14 protein-coding genes are annotated in these 16,902 nt (G+C 71.7%); 8 read left to right on the top strand and 6 right to left on the bottom strand.

Going from position 1 to position 16,902, the window contains the following annotated elements; translation table 11 throughout:
* Positions 1–69 precede the first annotated feature (69 nt).
* Positions 70–1,038: an aldo/keto reductase gene (locus ABGB18_RS37455; protein WP_347700407.1), complete on the bottom strand. Its 969-nt coding sequence runs from the start codon at positions 1,036–1,038 to the stop codon at positions 70–72.
* A 70-nt stretch (positions 1,039–1,108) separates the two neighbouring features.
* Here ABGB18_RS37455 and ABGB18_RS37450 point away from each other — a divergent pair, with 70 nt between their 5' ends.
* On the top strand, positions 1,109–2,539 hold the full coding sequence (locus ABGB18_RS37450) for an MATE family efflux transporter (RefSeq protein WP_347700406.1): 1,431 nt from the start codon (positions 1,109–1,111) through the stop codon (positions 2,537–2,539).
* Positions 2,425–3,417, top strand: a complete 993-nt coding sequence (locus ABGB18_RS37445) for a hypothetical protein (RefSeq protein ID WP_347700468.1) — start codon at positions 2,425–2,427, stop codon at positions 3,415–3,417. The genes ABGB18_RS37450 and ABGB18_RS37445 overlap by 115 nt, the downstream gene beginning before the upstream one ends.
* A gap of 149 nt (positions 3,418–3,566) precedes the next feature.
* Here ABGB18_RS37445 and ABGB18_RS37440 read toward each other — a convergent pair whose 3' ends face one another.
* On the bottom strand, positions 3,567–3,929 hold the full coding sequence (locus tag ABGB18_RS37440; protein ID WP_347700405.1) for a hypothetical protein: 363 nt from the start codon (positions 3,927–3,929) through the stop codon (positions 3,567–3,569).
* A gap of 71 nt (positions 3,930–4,000) precedes the next feature.
* Between ABGB18_RS37440 and lhgO the strand changes: the two genes are divergently transcribed.
* The 6 genes from lhgO (at position 4,001) to ABGB18_RS37410 (ending at position 12,026) form a co-directional block, all read left to right on the top strand.
* Positions 4,001–5,191: an L-2-hydroxyglutarate oxidase gene (gene lhgO / locus ABGB18_RS37435; RefSeq protein ID WP_347700404.1), complete on the top strand. Its 1,191-nt coding sequence runs from the start codon at positions 4,001–4,003 to the stop codon at positions 5,189–5,191.
* A gap of 17 nt (positions 5,192–5,208) precedes the next feature.
* Complete coding sequence (locus tag ABGB18_RS37430) at positions 5,209–5,901, top strand: response regulator transcription factor (RefSeq protein WP_347700403.1); 693 nt, start codon at positions 5,209–5,211, stop codon at positions 5,899–5,901.
* Positions 5,901–7,310 carry a HAMP domain-containing sensor histidine kinase gene (locus ABGB18_RS37425; protein ID WP_347700402.1) on the top strand — a complete coding sequence of 470 codons (1,410 nt, stop codon included), beginning with the start codon at positions 5,901–5,903 and terminating at the stop codon, positions 7,308–7,310. The genes ABGB18_RS37430 and ABGB18_RS37425 overlap by 1 nt, the downstream gene beginning before the upstream one ends.
* A gap of 128 nt (positions 7,311–7,438) precedes the next feature.
* Entirely contained in the window at positions 7,439–8,095 is a 657-nt protein-coding gene (locus ABGB18_RS37420; protein WP_347700467.1) for a response regulator transcription factor, read from the top strand.
* Positions 8,096–8,235: 140 nt separating this feature from the next.
* Positions 8,236–10,122 (top strand): ABC transporter, encoded by a 1,887-nt coding sequence (locus ABGB18_RS37415; protein ID WP_347700401.1) that lies wholly within the window; start codon positions 8,236–8,238, stop codon positions 10,120–10,122.
* A complete protein-coding gene (locus ABGB18_RS37410) occupies positions 10,119–12,026 on the top strand; it encodes a GTPase (protein ID WP_347700400.1) in 1,908 nt (635 codons plus the stop codon). Before ABGB18_RS37415 ends, ABGB18_RS37410 begins: the two co-directional genes overlap by 4 nt.
* A gap of 7 nt (positions 12,027–12,033) precedes the next feature.
* Here ABGB18_RS37410 and ABGB18_RS37405 read toward each other — a convergent pair whose 3' ends face one another.
* The 4 genes from ABGB18_RS37405 to tdh form a co-directional block, all read right to left on the bottom strand.
* Complete coding sequence (locus ABGB18_RS37405; protein ID WP_347700399.1) at positions 12,034–13,239, bottom strand: MFS transporter; 1,206 nt, start codon at positions 13,237–13,239, stop codon at positions 12,034–12,036.
* A 119-nt stretch (positions 13,240–13,358) separates the two neighbouring features.
* Complete coding sequence (locus tag ABGB18_RS37400; RefSeq protein WP_347700398.1) at positions 13,359–14,261, bottom strand: LysR family transcriptional regulator; 903 nt, start codon at positions 14,259–14,261, stop codon at positions 13,359–13,361.
* A gap of 98 nt (positions 14,262–14,359) precedes the next feature.
* On the bottom strand, positions 14,360–15,529 hold the full coding sequence (locus tag ABGB18_RS37395) for a glycine C-acetyltransferase (protein WP_347700397.1): 1,170 nt from the start codon (positions 15,527–15,529) through the stop codon (positions 14,360–14,362).
* A complete protein-coding gene (gene tdh / locus ABGB18_RS37390) occupies positions 15,529–16,617 on the bottom strand; it encodes an L-threonine 3-dehydrogenase (RefSeq protein WP_347700396.1) in 1,089 nt (362 codons plus the stop codon). The genes ABGB18_RS37395 and tdh overlap by 1 nt, the downstream gene beginning before the upstream one ends.
* Between the last annotated feature and the right edge of the window lie 285 nt (positions 16,618–16,902).

The following is a 16,902-nucleotide window of genomic DNA, read 5'->3' as shown; positions in this document are numbered from 1 at the left end:
TGCTCGCCTGACCGGTCGCGCACGGGACGCACGACCGGCAGGGCGATCAGGTGTGCGGGCCGGGTCTGGTCACCAGGCGTAGTCCTCCGGGGCGGTGCGGTGGCCGGGGAAGATCTCGTCGATCCGGGCCAGCGCGGCGCCGTCCAGGTCGATCTCCAGCACCCGCATCGTGCCTTCGAGCTGCTCCATGGTGCGCGGCCCGATGATCGGCGCCGTCACCGCGCGCTGCTTGAGCAGCCAGGCCAGGGCGACGTTGGCGGGGTCCTCGCCCAGGCCGTCGCAGAACTTCTCGTACTGCTCGATCTTGTCGCGGTGCTTCTCAAGCTGGGTGACCATGTGCTCGGCGGCCGAGCGGCCCTTGTCGATCTTGCGCAGCACGCCGCCGAGCAGGCCGCCGGCCAGCGGGCTCCACGGGATCACGCCGACGCCGTAGTCCTCGCACGCGGGCAGCACTTCCAGCTCCACCGCGCGGGTGAGCAGGTTGTAGTGCGACTGCTCGCTCACGAGGCCGGTGAAGTTGCGCTTGGCCGCCGTCTCCTGGGCCTTGGCGATGTGCCAGCCCGCGAAGTTGGACGAGCCGACGTAAAGGATCTTGCCCTGCTGCCGCAGGACCTCCATCGCCTCCCAGAACTCCTCGAACGGGGTGTTCCGGTCAATGTGGTGGGCCTGGTAGATGTCGATGTAGTCCGTCTGCATCCGCTTCAACGAGGCGTCGCAGGCCCGGCGGATGTTGAGGGCGGACAGCCGCTTCTCGTTGGGCCAGTCGCCCATGTCGCCGTACAGCTTGGTCGCGATGACCGTCCTCTCCCGGCGCCCGCCGCCCTGGGCGAACCACCGGCCGAGGATCTGCTCGGTGACCCCCTCGCCCTTCTTCCTCCCGTAGACGTTGGCGGTGTCGAAGAAGTTGATCCCCAGCTCATGGGCCTTGTCCATGATCGCGAAGGAGTCCTCCTCCGAGGTCTCCGGGCCGAAGTTCATGGTGCCGAGACAGAGCGGACTCACCTGGAGGCCACTGCGGCCGAGGTTGACGTATTCCATGAAATAAAGATTACAAACCTGGAGTGCACTCCAGGCCATATGCTCATTTCATGATCCTCCGGGCCGTGTCGTGATCGCGCTGCTCCGTTCCGCGGCGCCGCTGTTCCTCGCGATGGCGACGGGCACGATCGGCTCTCTGGTGGTCGCCTCCGTGCTCGGCCGTCATGACACCGTCACGCTCGCCGCCTTCGCGGTCATGACGGCCGTGCTCAATCCCGCCGGCGCCGCGGTGCAGGCCGCGTTGCGCGGGCTCGGGCCGTTCGTCGCCCCGTACCGGGACGACCCGGGCGGGGCCGTGCCGATCGTGCGGGACGCGCGCTGGCTCAGCCTCGTCACGGGCCTGCTCGGAGCCCTCGCCGTGCTCGCCGTGCCGCTGTTCGCGGGTGCGGCGGGAGTGCCGGGCGAGGTGGTGGGCGAGTTGGGCTCGCTGCCCTGTTTCCTGGCGGCCTACCTGCTGGTCTTCGCCTCCACCGGAGGCACGAGCACCATCCTGGTCGCTCTTGGGCGCAGCCGTAATGTGCTGTGGCCCAGCCTCGCCTCCGCGGTGCTGCTGAGCGTGCTGACGGCCGTGCTGGTGCCGCCGCTCGGGCTGACCGGCGTGGGCGTGGCCTGGCTGGTCGCGGGCCTGGCGGCGGCGGTCGTGGCGAACGTCAGCCTGCGCCGCGGGCTCGGGCGCCCGATCGGGCGGGCGTGGCCCAGGGTCGGCGAGATGGTCAACCTGGCGAAGGTGAGCATCCCGCTGGCGGGGACCGTGCTCATCAAGTTCGGCGTGCTGGGGGTGGTCACCTTCGCGGTGGGCACCACCGGGGCGCGCGACACGGCCGCCCACGTCCTGCTGACCACGCTGGCCGGGATCATCATGCTGGCCTCCATGTCGGTGGCGCAGGCCGCCCTGCCGGAGGTGGCCAGGGCCCGCGACGCGGCCGGGGCGCGGCGGGCCAACCGGAGCGCGGCCGTGCTCGCCGTTCTGGGGACGCTGGCCGGGGCCGGTCTGCTGGCGGTGTTCGGGGAGTGGGCGCTGAGTCTGTTCAGCGACGACGCCGGGGTGCGGGAGCGGGTGCTCGCGGTGCTGCCGCTGATGCTGGTGTCGTCGGTGGCCGATGCCGTGCAGGCGGTGCAGGGGTTCGGGCTCACGGCGCTCCAAGCGGTCGGGGGCGAGCCTGCTGTACTTCGCCGTCGGGTACGGGCTGCTGGTCGTGGCGGCCGTACCGGTGGCCAGGACGTGGGGGATCACGGGGCTGTGGACGGCCATGGCGGTGGCGAACGTGCTGCTGGTGGTGCTGCAGGGCACCGGCTTCCACCGCCACAGCGCCAGGGTGGGCACCACCGCCGTGGTGACGACCGGACCGGCCGCCGGTGGGGCATGATGTCCGCGTGGGGGATGTCGTGGTCCGGGTGCTCGCTGCCGTCGTGCCGGCGGCCTGCCTGCTGTTCGCCGTTCCCGCCCAGGCGGCGGACGAGGGGACGGAGCGGCTGTTCACCTTCAAGGACCCGAAGATAACGGAGTCCAGCGGGCTGGCCGTCTCGCCGACGCACGACGGGATCTACTACACGCACAACGACAGCTCCGCCGCCCCGACCTTCTACGCCGTCGACGGGAAGGGGCGCACCAGGGCCGCCTTCCAGATCAGCGGCGCCGAGGCCAGAGACTGGGAGGCCATGGCGGCGACCAAGGACGCCGCCACCGGGCGCGGGGTGCTGTGGTTCGCCGACATCGGCGACAACATGGACGGCGCCTGGCCGGACATCTCCATCTACAAGGTGCCGGAGCCCCGGACGATCGCCGGCGCGACGCTGCCCGCCACCCGCTACCGGTTCAAATACGCCGACGGTGCCCGCAACGCCGAGGGCATCATGGTCAACCCCAAGACGGGGCGGCTCTATGTGGTGTCCAAGGAGTTCGCGGGCTCGGTCTACGCGGCGCCGAAGAAGCTGCGCGCCGACCGCACCAACGTCCTGCGCAAGGTGGCCGCCGCCCCGCTCATGGCCACCGACGCCGCCTACGCGCCCGACGGCTCGTCGTACGTCATCCGTACGTACTTCTCCGCCACCCTCTACCAGCCCTCCGGCAAGACGATCTCCAGGCTGGAGATGCCGGAGCTGAAACAGGCCGAGTCGATCACCTACACCCGCGACGGCAAGGCCCTCCTGACGGGATCGGAAGGCGTCAAGAGCCCGGTCTACCGGGTCCCGCTCCCCGAACGCGAGGGCGCCCGGCCCACCCCCACCCCGTCGGCGACGCGCTCCGCCACCGCAGCCCCGGCCGCCGCCGACACGGGCGGCACATCCGGCTTAACCCTCACGAACGTCCTCATCTGGCTGGCAGCGGCCGCGATCGCCGTCGGCGGCATCACCTTCCTCGCCCGCCGCACGCGTTAGGGGCAGGGATGGTCAACACGTCTTGCGAAGAAGCCGGTGCCCGTGCGCCGTTACGGTGAGTGAGCGGGGAAGTCGGTAAGCGTCTCCCTGGAATGCGGGAAAGCCGCGTCGGTGGTTGGAGCCCACCGTGCTCCGCCGTAAAAGATCACTTAAAAGCGCATGGTAAAGAGATCCCCCCGGAGGGCGCGTTCGACCACCTCGATCGAGCGGGCCAGGCGCACGAGGCGCGGGCCCTCCTCACGGTAGGTGTCCAGTACGGCCTCGATCGCGTGCGGCGGCAGGTGTCCCTTGAGATCGACCGCCGCCCCCCGATAGCCCGCGCGGGCGGCCTCGACGGCGGAGGTGACGTGGTGGCGGGCCATGGCGGCCAGTGCCACGGGATGCCGTCTGAGCACCTCATACGCCCGGTAGTCCGGCGGCACCGCGTCGAGCAGCCAGGCCACCGCCGAGGTCTCCCAGTCGGGAACACTGGGCGGCCGGACCTCGGCGGGCCATTCTGGCGGGACGTACATAGGGCCATCGTACGCATGTTCGATTCGTCGGGATATGGCGGGGACGGCCTCGTTAGCCGGAAAATCGTCATGTGACGGAGAAGATCGGGATCGTGGGTGCGGGGATCGTCGGGCTCGCGGTGGCGCGCGAGCTGGCCGAGGTCAGGGGCGCCGAGGTGACCGTGCTGGAGAAGGAGAGCCAGGTCGGCGCCCACCAGACCGGGCACAACAGCGGCGTCGTCCACGCGGGCATCTACTATCCGCCCGGCTCGCTCAAGGCCAGGCTGTGCCGCGAGGGCGTGGCGCTGCTCAAGGCTTACTGCGCCGCGCACGAGCTGCCGTACCAGGAGGTGGGCAAGCTGGTCGTGGCGAGCACGCGGGCCGAGCGGCCGCTGTTGAGCGCGCTGGCCGAGCGCGCCCGCGCCAACGGCGTGCCCGGCATCGCCGAGCTCGACGCGCTCGCGCTGCGCGAGATCGAGCCGCACGCGGTCGGCGTCGGCGCGATCCACTCACCCCACACCGCGATCGCCGACTTCCCCGCCGTCGCGCGCCGGCTCGCGCTCGACGTGGCCGAGCTGGGCGGGTCGGTACGCCTCTCGCACCCGGTCCGGGCGATCAGGGAACGCGCGGCGGGCGTCGAGGTGGTGGCGGGCCGGCGCAAGTTCACCTTCGACCGCCTGGTGGTGTGCGGCGGCCTGGGCACGGACGCGGTGGCGAAAATGGCGGGACATCGGGGTGATGTGCGGATCGTCCCGTTCAGGGGGGAGTTCTACGCGCTCCAGGGCGCGGCCAAGGATCTCGTCCGGGGCCTGATCTATCCGGTGCCCGACCCTCGGTACCCGTTCCTGGGCGTGCACCTGACGCGGCAGACCAGCGGGGAGGTGCTGGTGGGGCCGAACGCGGTGCCGGCCCTGGCCTACGAAGGCTACCAATGGCGAAATATCCGAAATTTCCGGCAAATTCTTGGCTGGCCGGGCACCCTCCGCCTCGCCCGGGCCCACTGGCGTACCGGGCTCAAGGAGATCCACGGATCCCTCGTCAAGAACGCGTTCGTCAAGGGCGCCCGCCGCTACGTACCCGAGCTCACCGCCGCCGACCTGGAGAAAGCCCCTGGGGGCGTGCGCGCCCAGGCCGTCGCCAGAGATGGCCGCATGGTCGACGACTTCGTGGTGGACGTGCACGGCAACATCGTCCTCGTGCGCAACGCGCCGTCGCCCGCCGCGACGTCGAGCCTGGCGATTGCCCGGCACATTGCCGGAATTGTCCCAGCACTCGTCCGATGAGGGCATCCTTGGAGGTGATGGAATCACGCCTGCTGATAGTCGAGGACGACCCCAACATCCTCGAACTGCTCGCCGCGAGCCTGAGGTTCGCCGGATTCGACGTGACCACGGCGAAGAGCGGCCTCGACGCCGTCGCCGCCGTGCAACGGCACCGCCCTGACCTGGTCGTGCTCGACGTCATGCTGCCCGACCTGGACGGTTTCGAGATCGTCAAACGGCTGCGCGGCGGCGGGCTGCACACCCCGGTGGTGTTCCTGACCGCTCGTGACGAGACCGAGGACAAGATCCGCGGACTCACGATCGGCGGCGACGACTACGTCACCAAGCCGTTCAGCCTGGAGGAGGTGGTCGCGAGGATCCACGCCGTGCTCCGCCGTACGAGCGGCGAGCCGCAGTCGGCACCGCCCCGGCTCACCTTCGCCGACATCGAGCTGGACGAGGAGAGCCACGAGGTGTGGCGCGGGGGCAACGCCGTGGCCCTGTCGCCGACCGAGTTCAAGCTCCTGCGGTATTTCATGACGAACGCCGGCCGCGTCCTGTCCAAGCCACAGATCCTGGACCACGTGTGGGACTACGACTTCCGGGGCGAGGTGGGCATCGTGGAGTCGTACGTGTCCGTGTTGCGGCGGAAGATCGACAACCGTAGCCCGCGTCTCATCCACACCCTGAGGGGCGTCGGATACGTTCTGCGCCTGCCGCCAGGCCCCTGATGCGCGGCCTGCCGCTGAGGATCAAGCTCATCGCGTCGATGCTGGCGCTGCTGGGTTTCGGCATGACCTTCATCGGCGTCGTGAGCGTGTCGGTGCTGCACGGCTACCTCATGGACCGGGTGGACAGCCAGCTCCACCTCCTCAGCGTCAGGATGCACAAGAAGGTCCTCAGCGACTGGAAGAACGACAGGGACACCCCCGAGCGGCCGATCCTCATCGAGTCCGACGCGATCGTCCTGGTCAGGGAGCCCCGCGGCTCGTTCGTCCCGATGCTGACCGACCGTGACGTGGATCAGAAGCCGAAGCCCGTACTGGCCGCCTCGCCGGCCGCCGACGCCTACACGGCGCCCGCCGTCAAGGGGGACGGTGAGTGGCGGGTGCTGGAGAAGGTGGTCCAGCGGCGCACCCTCGTGGTCGCGGTGGACCTGGAGGAGGTCGACGCCATCACCAAGCGGCTCGTGCTCATCGAGCTGCTGGGCGGCGGCGGCATCCTGCTCATCCTGACCGTCGCGGGCATCACCATCGTGCGCCGGAGCATGCGCCCGCTGGGCCAGATCGAGCGGACGGCCGAGGCCATCGCCACCGGGGAGCTGGGCCGCCGGGTGCCGGACGCCGACCCGCGTACCGAGGTCGGCAGCCTGGCCGGGTCGCTGAACGGGATGCTGGCCCAGATCGAGGCGGCCTTCGCCGCCAGGTCGGCCTCCGAGGCGGCGGCCCGCCGCTCCGAGGACCGGATGCGCGAGTTCGTCGGCGACGCCTCGCACGAGCTGCGCACCCCGCTGACCTCCATCCTCGGTTTCGCCGAGTACGCCAGGCAGAACCCCGGCGCCGACCCCGCCGAGCTGATGCAGCGCGTGGAGAAGGCCGCGGGGCGGATGAGCATGCTGGTGGACGACCTGCTGCTGCTGGCCAGGGTGGACCAGCATCGGCCGCTCCAGATGCGGCCGGTGGACATGCTGGCCCTGGCGGCGGACGCCGTACAGGATGCCCGGATCCTCGCGCCCGAACGGCTGGTGAAGCTGGACGTGGTCGGCGGCGCGGCCCTGATCGTGTCCGGTGACGAGGTACGCCTGCGCCAGGTCATCAGCAACCTCATCACCAACGCGATCGTGCACACCGAGCCCGGCTCGCCGATCATCGTCCGGGCCGGGGCGGGCACGGACACGTTCTTCCTGGAGGTCGTGGACAACGGGCCGGGACTCACCCCGGAGCAGGTCGAGCGGGTCTTCGAACGGTTCTACCGCGCCGACTCCGCCCGGTCGCGGCGCCGGGGCGAGGACCGCGGCACCGGACTGGGCCTGGCCATCGTACGGGCGCTCGTCCAGGCGCACGGTGGCACGGTGACGGTGACCAGCTCTCCCGAGGCGGGCTCCACGTTCCGGGTGGAACTCCCGCTCGCCTTGGACTGACCCGTGGAGCTGCCGTTCCCCTTGGTCCGACCGTCCGGGGGACTTTCACTCGCCTTGGAGTGACCCTTCAGCTAACCCTCAGGTGCCTGCGTCACTCTGGGTTGGTGACGAAACCCGAAGCGTTGATCATGGTGGTGGACGACGAGCCCAGCATCCGCGATCTGCTCTCCGCCAGCCTGCGCTTTTCCGGGTTCGAGGTGCTGACCGCCGCCGACGGGCAGGAGGCCGTGGAGGTGGCCCAGCGGACCTCGCCCGATCTGGTGGTGCTGGACGTGATGCTGCCCGATCTGGATGGTTTCGAGGTGGCCGAGCGGATCGACGCGCCCGTCCTGTTCCTGACCGCCCGCGACGCCACCGAGGACAAGATCGCCGGGCTGCGGATCGGCGACGACTACGTCACCAAGCCGTTCAGCCTGGAGGAGGTGCAGGCCAGGATCCGGGCCGTGCTGCGGCGTACTCGGGGGGAGAGCGCGCCCGCCAGCAAGCTCAAGGTGGCCGACCTGGAGCTGGACGAGGACGCCCGCGAGGTGTGGCGGGGCGGCCGGCAGGTACGGCTGTCGCCGACGGAGTTCAAGCTGCTGCACTACTTCATGGTCAACGCCGGGCGCGTGGTGTCGAAGGCGCAGATCCTCGACCACGTGTGGAACTACGACTTCGGCGGCGACGCGGGCGTGGTCGAGTCGTACGTGTCCTACCTCAGGCGCAAGGTGGACGACGTCGAGCCTCGACTCATCCACACCCTGCGTAGCGTCGGCTACGTGCTGCGGGAACCGCCCGCGGGCTGACCGCGACACTCAGCCCGGCGTACGGGAGCCGCCCCGCGAGCTTGGCGCGACACTCCGCCAGCCGCCCTGCGGGCTTTGGCGCGACACTCCGCCTGTCGTGGTGGCCGCTCGGTGCGGGTGCAGCACGTAGCGTGGGTCTTATGGACCTGCTTGGCGCGTTGGAGGCGCTGCGCCGGCCGCTGGATCGCGAGCTGTTCCCGCTGGCGGTCGGCGCGGCGGAGGCGGACCGGCGGGCGCTGCGGGAGCTGACCGGGCAGCTCGACGACTATCTGCTGCCCCGGTTGCGCGCGCTCGACGCGCCGCTGCTCGCCGTCGTCGGCGGGTCCACCGGGGCGGGCAAGTCCACGCTGGTCAACTCGCTGGTCGGGGCCGACGTGGCCGAGCCGGGCGTGCTGCGGCCCACCACGCTCGTCCCCACGCTCGTGGTCAGCCCGGCCGACCGCGACTGGTTCATGGGCCAGAACGTCCTGCCCGGCCTGTCCCGCGCCACCGGCGCCGGGCCTGGAGCGCTGCGCGTGGTGACCTCCGAGACGCTCGGGGCGGGCCTGGCGCTGCTCGACGCGCCCGACATCGACTCCGTGGTGACCGCCAACCGCGAGCTCGCCGCGCAACTGCTGGCCGCCGCCGATCTGTGGCTGTTCGTCACGACCGCCGCCCGGTACGCCGACGAGGTGCCCTGGAGCTTCCTGCGCTCGGCCCGCGAACGCAGCACCGCGCTGGCCGTCGTGCTGGACCGGGTGCCACCGGACGCCTCCGAACCCGTCGCACGCGACCTGTCCCGCCTCCTCGTCGAGAACGGCCTGGAGGGCACCAGGCTGTTCACCGTCCCCGAGGCCGCGCTCCCTTCCGAGAAGGCCCGGCTGCCCGCCGAGACCGTGCGGCCCATCGCCTCCTGGCTCGCCGGGCTGGCCGCCGACGCCGCGGCGCGGTCCCGGGTCGTGCGCCAGACGCTGTCGGGGGCGCTCGACAGCCTGGCCGTCCGGGTGCCGTCGTTGGCCGAGGCCGTCGAACGCCAGCAGTCCGCCTTCGAGGGCCTGCACTCCATCGTCGCCGGCGCGTACGCGGGCGGGATGGCCGACTTCGACGAGGGCATGCGCGACGGGTCGCTGCTGCGGGGCGAGGTGCTGGCCCGGTGGCAGGACTTCATCGGCACCGGCGATCTCATGCGCTCCCTGGAGAGCCGGGTGGGCTGGCTGCGTGACCGGATCGTCGGGTTCTTCACCGGGCGCATGCCAGAGGTCCAGCTCAGGAACGCGCTGGAGAGCGGCGTGGGCGCCCTGATCAGGGGCGCCGCCGACAGGGCCGCCGAACGCGCCCTGGACGGCTGGTCGGCCGCGCCCGGCGGGCCCGGGCTGCTCGAACGGCTCGGCGCCGTCGAGTCCGCCCGCCTCGGCCGTGCCTCGCCTGACCTCGGCAGGCGGGCCGAGGCCGCGGTCCGGGGCTGGCAGGAATACGTCCTGGACCTCGTACGCGAGGAGGGGTCGGAGAAGCGTACGGCGGCTCGGATCGCGTCGTTCGGCGTGAACGGGGCGGGGCTGCTGCTCATGCTGGCCGTGTTCGCCTCCACCGGCGGGCTGACCGGGATCGAGGTGGGGATCGCGGGCGGGACCAGCGTGTTGTCGCAGAAGCTGCTGGAGGCGGTGTTCGGGGACCAGGCCGTGCGTACGCTGACGATCCGGGCGCGGGCCGATCTGCGTGATCGGGTGCGGGAGCTGCTGGCGGAGGAGTCGTCCCGGTTCACGGCCCAACTGGAGATGGTGGAGCCACCCCGGGGGACGGCGGAGGCACTGAGAGCGTCAGCCGTGCGCGTCCGCGACCACCGTGCGGAGCTACCCGCCGCCGAGCCGGCCCTGGAACTCCCGGCAAAGCCCGACAACCCGAACCCTCCGGCCGCCCCCGACGACCTGGATCTTCCGGCCGCGCCATCTGGCGGGACCTCGGAGCTTGCCGCGACGCCGCCCGATGCCGCCTCGGAGTTCCCCGCCAGGCCGCCCGGTGCCATCTCGGAGCCGGAGGAGAAGCCGTGAAGCTGCTGCGCCGTAAGGAGGGCCCGTCGCTCGACTCCAGGCTCGCGGCCCTGCTGGAGGCGGCCTCGCTGGGCGATGGGCGGCTGTCCGAGCGGGCGGTGTCCGGCGCGCGGGCGGTCGCCGGGCGGGCCGGGGTCCGCCGCCGCCTCTCCGTCGAGCACACCGTCGCCGCGCTGGCCGGGGCGACCGGCAGCGGCAAGTCGTCGCTCTACAACGCCCTGGCCGGGCAGGACCTGGCGGCCGTGGGCGTCACCAGGCCGACGACCTCCACCGCGCAGGCCGCGCTCTGGGACGGGGAAGGCACGGGCCCGCTGCTCGACTGGCTGGACATCCCGCAACGCCACTCCGCACCCGCCACCTCCGACCTGTCCGGACTCATCCTCCTGGATCTCCCCGATCACGACTCCATCCGGCTCTCCCACCGCCTGGAGGTGGACCGCCTGGTGGAGCTGGTCGACCTGCTGGTGTGGGTGGTGGATCCGCAGAAGTACGCCGACGCCGCCCTCCACGAGCGTTACCTGCGCCCGCTGGCCAGGCACCGGGACGTGATGCTGGTGGTGCTCAACCAGGCGGACCGCCTGCCACCGCAGGCCGTCGACCGGTGCGCACGCGACCTGCGCCGCCTCCTGGACGACGACGGCCTCGGAGGTGTCCCCGTGCTCGCCGTCTCGGCCCGCACCGGCACGGGCCTGCCCGAGCTCCGCGCGATCCTCGGCGACCGCGTCTCGGAACGCATGTCCTGGTCCGCCCGCCTGGCCGCCGACATCACCACAGCCGCCGACCACCTCGCCACGGCAGGCCCACCGGAGCCCACCCCGTACACGACCAACGAGCCCGCCGGGCCTCCGCATGCCGAGGGGGACGCACCGGTCCACGACGGGCGTGCGGCAGAGGGCGAGCCGGAAGCGGCATCGCCCGGCGGCGGCCCCGAGCCGGCCGGCCACAAGGCCGACCACGAGCAGCCCGAGCGCGTGCGGGCCGAGCGCGTGCGGGCGGTGTCCGGCGGCGGTGTGCTGGTGAGTGGGCGCGTCGAGCAGGGCACCGGGAAGCAGGCGGCGGAAGGCGCCGCCGATCGGGTGGCGGAGGGTGCGGGGAAGCGGGTGGCGGGTCTCGGAAAGGCGCTCACCCGAGCGCTCTCCGACGCCGCCGGCGCGCCTTTGGTCGTGGAGGCCGTGGCCAAGGGGCACCGGCACCGGGCCGTCGTCGCCACCGGCTGGCCGGTTACCCGGTGGATGCGCAAGTTCCGGCCCGACCCCCTCAGGAGGTTGCGCATCGGCGCCATGGCACCGCAGGCCAAGCCCGGCAGGGAGATCGTCGGGCGTACCTCGGTCCCGGCGGCGTCGGCCGTACAGAGAGCTCAGGTCGAGACGGCGATCAGGGACGTCGGCGAGGCGGCCGCGTCCGGGCTGCCGGGCCCGTGGGGGGCGGCGGTGCGGCAGGCGGCCAGGTCCCGCACGCGGGAGCTGGCGGACGCGGTGGACAAGGCGGTGGCCAGGACCTCCGTCGGCGCCACGAAACGGCCCAGGTGGTGGCGGGTGGTGAACGTCCTGCAGTGGCTGGTGTTCGCGACCATGGTGGCCGGCGCGTTGTGGCTCGGCGTGCTGCTCGGGCTGGACTATCTGCGCCTGCCCCAGCCGCCGCTCCCCACCGTGGGCGTGGTGCCGTGGCCGACGGTCCTGCTGGCGGGCGGCGTGGTCGCGGGCGTCCTGGTCGCGTTGCTGTCACGGCTGGCAGCGTGGGCGGGCGGCAGGCGCAGAGCCCGCCGTACGGCCAAGGCCCTGCACAACGCCATCGGCGAGGTCGGCAAGGCGTACGTGCTGGACCCCGTGGACGCGGAGCTGGACCGGTACGCCCGGTTCGCCGAGGCGCTCGACCTGGCCAGGGCCGGAGCGACCAGAGCCTGACCCACCCCTACCCGCGCCCGCGCAAGGTGAGCGCCAACCCCGCCCCCACCAGCGCGAACGCCGCCGCCGCCAGGAAGGGCGCGGAAGCCCCGTGCCCCTCCCCGGTCACCCCGGCCACCCCCGACCCCACCGCGCCCCCCATCCCGATGGCCGTGGAGACCCACCCGAACGCCTCCGCCTGCGCCGCCGGCGCGAACTCGTCCACCAGCAATGACGTCGTGGTCACCGCCGGATTCAACGCCAGCCCTCCGGCGAACAACCCGATCCAGACCACCGGCAACGCCTCGATCAGTACGAGCGGTGCCACCACGACCCCGAGCGCCAGCATCAACCCCACCAGCCGCACGGCCGGAGAGGACGTCCAGGACCGGGCCCCGTAGACGGCGGCCCCCGCGATCCCGCCCAGCGACAGCGCCGCCACCAGTAACCCGGTGGCCGCCGGCGCGTCCCGGGCGGCGGCCAGCGCGGGCAGCCCTACCTGCAGCGCCCCGAATACCCCGCCGAGCAGGAGCGCCACGGACACCAGCACCAGCATGCGCCGATCCGCGAACACCCGGCCCCGATCCCGCGTCTCCGTGACCGGCCCCGCCCCCAGCGCCCGCGCGAAGGCCAGCGTGCCGAGCCCGGCCGCCACCGCCACCACGACCAGCGCGAGTGAGGAGGACTCCACCGTCTCCGGCGCCGCCCCGCCCGGTGCGGACGTGCCCGCCGCGATCAGCAGCCCGAACACCAGCGGCCCGATGAGAAAGGCCAGCTCCTGCACCAGGTACACCAGGCTGTAGGCCGCCGTGCGCCCGGAGTCGGCCATCCGCCGCCCCCACGCGATCCGCATGCTCAGCGAGATAGGCGGCAGCCCGGCCCCGGCCAGCCAGGCCAGGGCCACCATCACCCATGACGGCAGGTCACCGCCGGCGAGGACCGCCAGCACCACGAGAGCCGCCGTGTGCACCAGCGCGGTGGCGGCGAGCACCGGCCCCGGCCCGCGCCGGTCCATGAGTCGCCCGTGCACGGGCCTGCCCATGCCCGCCCCCACGGAGAACGCCCCCGCCGTCACCCCGGCCAGCGCCAGCGAACCGCTCGCGTACTGGACCACCAGCACGATCCCCACGGGCGCCACCTGCTGCGTGAGCTGCGCCAGAAAGCCGAGAACGGCCTGCCCGGTCACCCCGGGCAGGCCGAGCAGCGTGCGGTACGGTACGTTTCCAAAGCTCATACGGACTGCACGCTACCTCGTAGATCAAGAGGTGGGGCAGTCGGCAAAGCGGCCCCATGGAGGCGGTCCTGCCGATCGGTGAACACGCCTGAGGAGATGTCCGGATAAGTCAGAGTGTTTCACTCGGTTCCGAGCGAGCCGGCGACCGTATGGAGGGCCGACAGGAGCGGGCGCAGCAGCGGATGGGAGTCCGCGCCCCGGCGGACGGCCGCGAAGACGCGGCGCTCCGGACCCGGCGTGTGCCGCACCACGACCCCCGCCAGCGCCATGTCCCGCAGCGCCAGCCGCGGCACGAGCGCCACCCCCGCCCCCGCGCCCACCAGGGCGACCACGGCGCGGAAGTCGTCGGAGCAGTGGACCAGGTTCGGTGTGAAGCCCGCCTGCTGGCACGCGAACGTGATCACGTCGTGCACCGGGTTGCCCGGATAGGGCCCGATCCAGGTCTCGGCGGCCAGCGACACCAGCGTGGCCGACCCGGCCAGCGGATGGTCGTGCGGCAGCACCAGGTCGAACGGCTCGGCGTAGAGCGGATGGCGCGACAGCCGGGGGTCGGCGGCGTCGGGCGCGCCCCGGTATTCGACGGTGACGGCCAGGTCGGCCTCCCCGTCCAGCAGCATGGTCAGGCTGTGGTCGCCCTCGGCGTCCAGCACGCGTACGCGCAGCCCGGGAGCCGTGGCGCGCAGGCCCGCGATGGCGGGCGAGAGCACGGCGCCGATCGCGGTGGCGAAGCAGGCCACGGTGACCTCGCCGGCCTCGCCGGTGGTGTAGGCGGCCACGTCGGCCTCGGCCCGTTCGAGCTGGGCGAGGACCTCGTTGGCGTGGCCCAGCATGATCTTGCCTACGGCGGTGAGGTGCACGCCGCGCCCGTCACGCGTGAACAGCCGGTGCCCCACCTCGTGCTCCAGCGCGACCAGTTGCTGGGACACGGCGGAGGGGGTCAGGTGCAGCGCGGCCGCGGCGGCGGTGACCGTGCCGTGGTCGGCCACCGCGCGCAACGTACGCAACCGCCGCGTGTCGATCACGCGAGCTGCTCGGTCGCCATGAGCCGTCGCCTTCTCCCGCTCTGGTCGCTCGCTCCCGCCGCTCCTCGAAGCGACGGCACTCCCAGGCGGGAGAATACTCACCCGCGGGCTTGTACGAACGCCTGGACCGCGTGGTCGACGTCCTCCGGCGAGTGCGCGGCCGAGAGCTGCACCCGGATCCGGGCCTGGCCGTGCGGGACCACCGGGTAGGAGAAGCCGATCACGTAGATGCCCAGGTCGAGCAGGCGCTCGGCCATGGCACCGGCCGCCGCGGCGTCACCGATCATGACGGGCACGATCGGGTGGTCGCCCGGCAGGATGTCGAACCCGGCCCTGGTCATCTCGCTGCGGAAGCGGGCGGTGTTCGAGCGCAGCCGCTCGCGTGCGTCGTCAGAGGTCTCCAGCAGGTCGAGGATGCGCAGCGACGCGGCGGCGATGACGGGCGCCAGCGAGTTGGAGAACAGGTAGGGGCGCGAGCGCTGCCGCAGCAGCTCGCAGATCTCCTTGCGGGCCGAGACGTAGCCGCCGCTCGCCCCGCCGAGCGCCTTGCCCAGGGTGCCGGTGATGATGTCGATCCGGTCGGTGACCCCGTGCAGTTCGGGCGTGCCGCGCCCGGTCGGTCCGACGAAGCCGACGGCGTGGGAGTCGTCGACCATCACCATGGCGTCATAGCGTTCGGCCAGGTCGCAGATGTCCCGCAACGGCGCGAGATATCCGTCCATGGAGAACACGCCGTCGGTCACGATCAGCCGCCGCCGCGCGTCCGAGGCCTCCTTCAGCCTGGCCTCCAGGTCCGCCATGTCACGGTTGGCGTACCGGTAGCGCTGGGCCTTGGACAGCCGGATGCCGTCGATGATGCTGGCGTGGTTGAGCGCGTCGGAGATCACCGCGTCCTGGGCGTCGAGGATCGTCTCGAACACGCCGCCGTTGGCGTCGAAGCACGAGCTGTACAGGACGGTGTCCTCCATGCCGAGGAAGTCCGACAGGCGCGCTTCGAGCTCCTTGTGCACCTCCTGAGTGCCGCAGATGAACCGGACGGACGCCATCCCGAACCCCCACCGGTCCAGCGCCTCCTTGGCCGCCGCCACCACGGTCGGGTTGTCGGCCAGGCCCAGGTAGTTGTTGGCGCAGAAGTTCAGCACCTCGCGCCCGGCCACGCTCACCTGGGCGCTCTGCGGGGTGCCGATCACGCGTTCGGGCTTGAGCAGCCCGGCCTCGGTGATCTCGTCGAGCGTCGTACGCAGTTGCTCGCGCACATTTGTGAACATCAGGCGCTCCTGTCCATGGTCACGGCCGCTTCGGCCTCCGTTGGCTCGTCACTCGTGCTTTCCGGCCTCCAGTCCAGGATGACCTTGCCCGTCCGGCCGCTGGCCGCCGTGTCGAAGGCGGCGTCGAACTCCTCGTACGGGAACCGGTCGGTGATCACCGGGGAGAGGTCGAGGCCCTTTTCGAGCAGGACCGACATGTTGTACCAGGTCTCGTACATCTCGCGGCCGTACACGCCCTTGATGGTGATCATGGACGTGACCACGGTGGCCCAGTCGACGGCGAACTCCTCGGCGGGCAGCCCGAGCATGGCGATCTTCCCTCCGTGGGTCATGCTCGCGATCATGTCTCGCATGGCCCCCGGGTTGCCCGACATCTCCAGCCCCACGTCGAACCCCTCGCGCAGGTGGAGCTGGCGCATGCCCTCGCCGATGGTGGACCGGGCGACGTTGAGCGCGAGGGAGACGCCGAGCTTGCCGGCCAGGTCGAGCCGCTCGTCGCTGACATCGGTGATCATCACGTGCCGGGCGCCGACGTGTGTGGCCACGGCCGCCGCCATCAGCCCGATCGGGCCCGCCCCGGTGATCAGCACGTCCTCGCCGACCAGGGGGAAGGACAGGGCAGTGTGCACGGCGTTGCCGAACGGGTCGAAGATGGCCGCCACGTCGGGGTGGACGGGGACCCGGTGCACCCAGACGTTGGAGGCGGGCAGGGTGAGGTATTCGGCGAACGCGCCGTCCCTGTTGACCCCGAGGCCGATCGTGTTGCGGCACAGGTGCCGGCGGCCGGCCATGCAGTTACGGCACTTGCCGCACACGAGATGACCCTCGCCGCTGACGAGGTCGCCGACGGAGATGTCCTCGACGCCCGGCGCCACCTCGACCACGTGCCCGGAGAACTCGTGCCCCACGATGATCGGGGGTTTCAGCGTCTGCCGCGCCCAGTCATCAAATTTCCTGATGTGCAGGTCGGTGCCGCAAATGCCGGTCCGCAGGACCCGGATCTTCACCTCGCCCGGCCCCACCTCGGGCTCCGGCACGTCCACCAGCCGGAGTCCAGGCTCGGCCTTCTCCTTGACCAGCGCTTTCATCTGAATTGTGACGCGGAGGCCCGGTCCTTCAGGGCCGAGATGAGCGCCATCCTCCTTCGAAAATGATAGGGAAAGCTTTGGTTACGTTGCGAACTCGTGCGATGCGTGAGGACCCGGTGACAGGAGGTGCGCGATGGCGATCCGTCGCTCCGACGCCGAACGGAAAGGGCTGCCATCAGTCGTGCAACTGCGGCCCGCGACATCGCCGCACGCGGCGTTGCGGGCTGGGCTGTCGTCAACCAGCCACACGCTACCGGCCTCCCTTCAGCCAGTCGGGACCGTGAG

The sequence above is a fragment of the Nonomuraea sp. B12E4 genome, from assembly GCF_039871825.1.
In the GTDB taxonomy this organism is placed as follows: Bacteria; Actinomycetota; Actinomycetes; order Streptosporangiales; family Streptosporangiaceae; genus Nonomuraea.
Note: the sequence above shows the minus strand (reverse complement) of the source record. Positions and strands in the feature narration are given on the sequence as shown.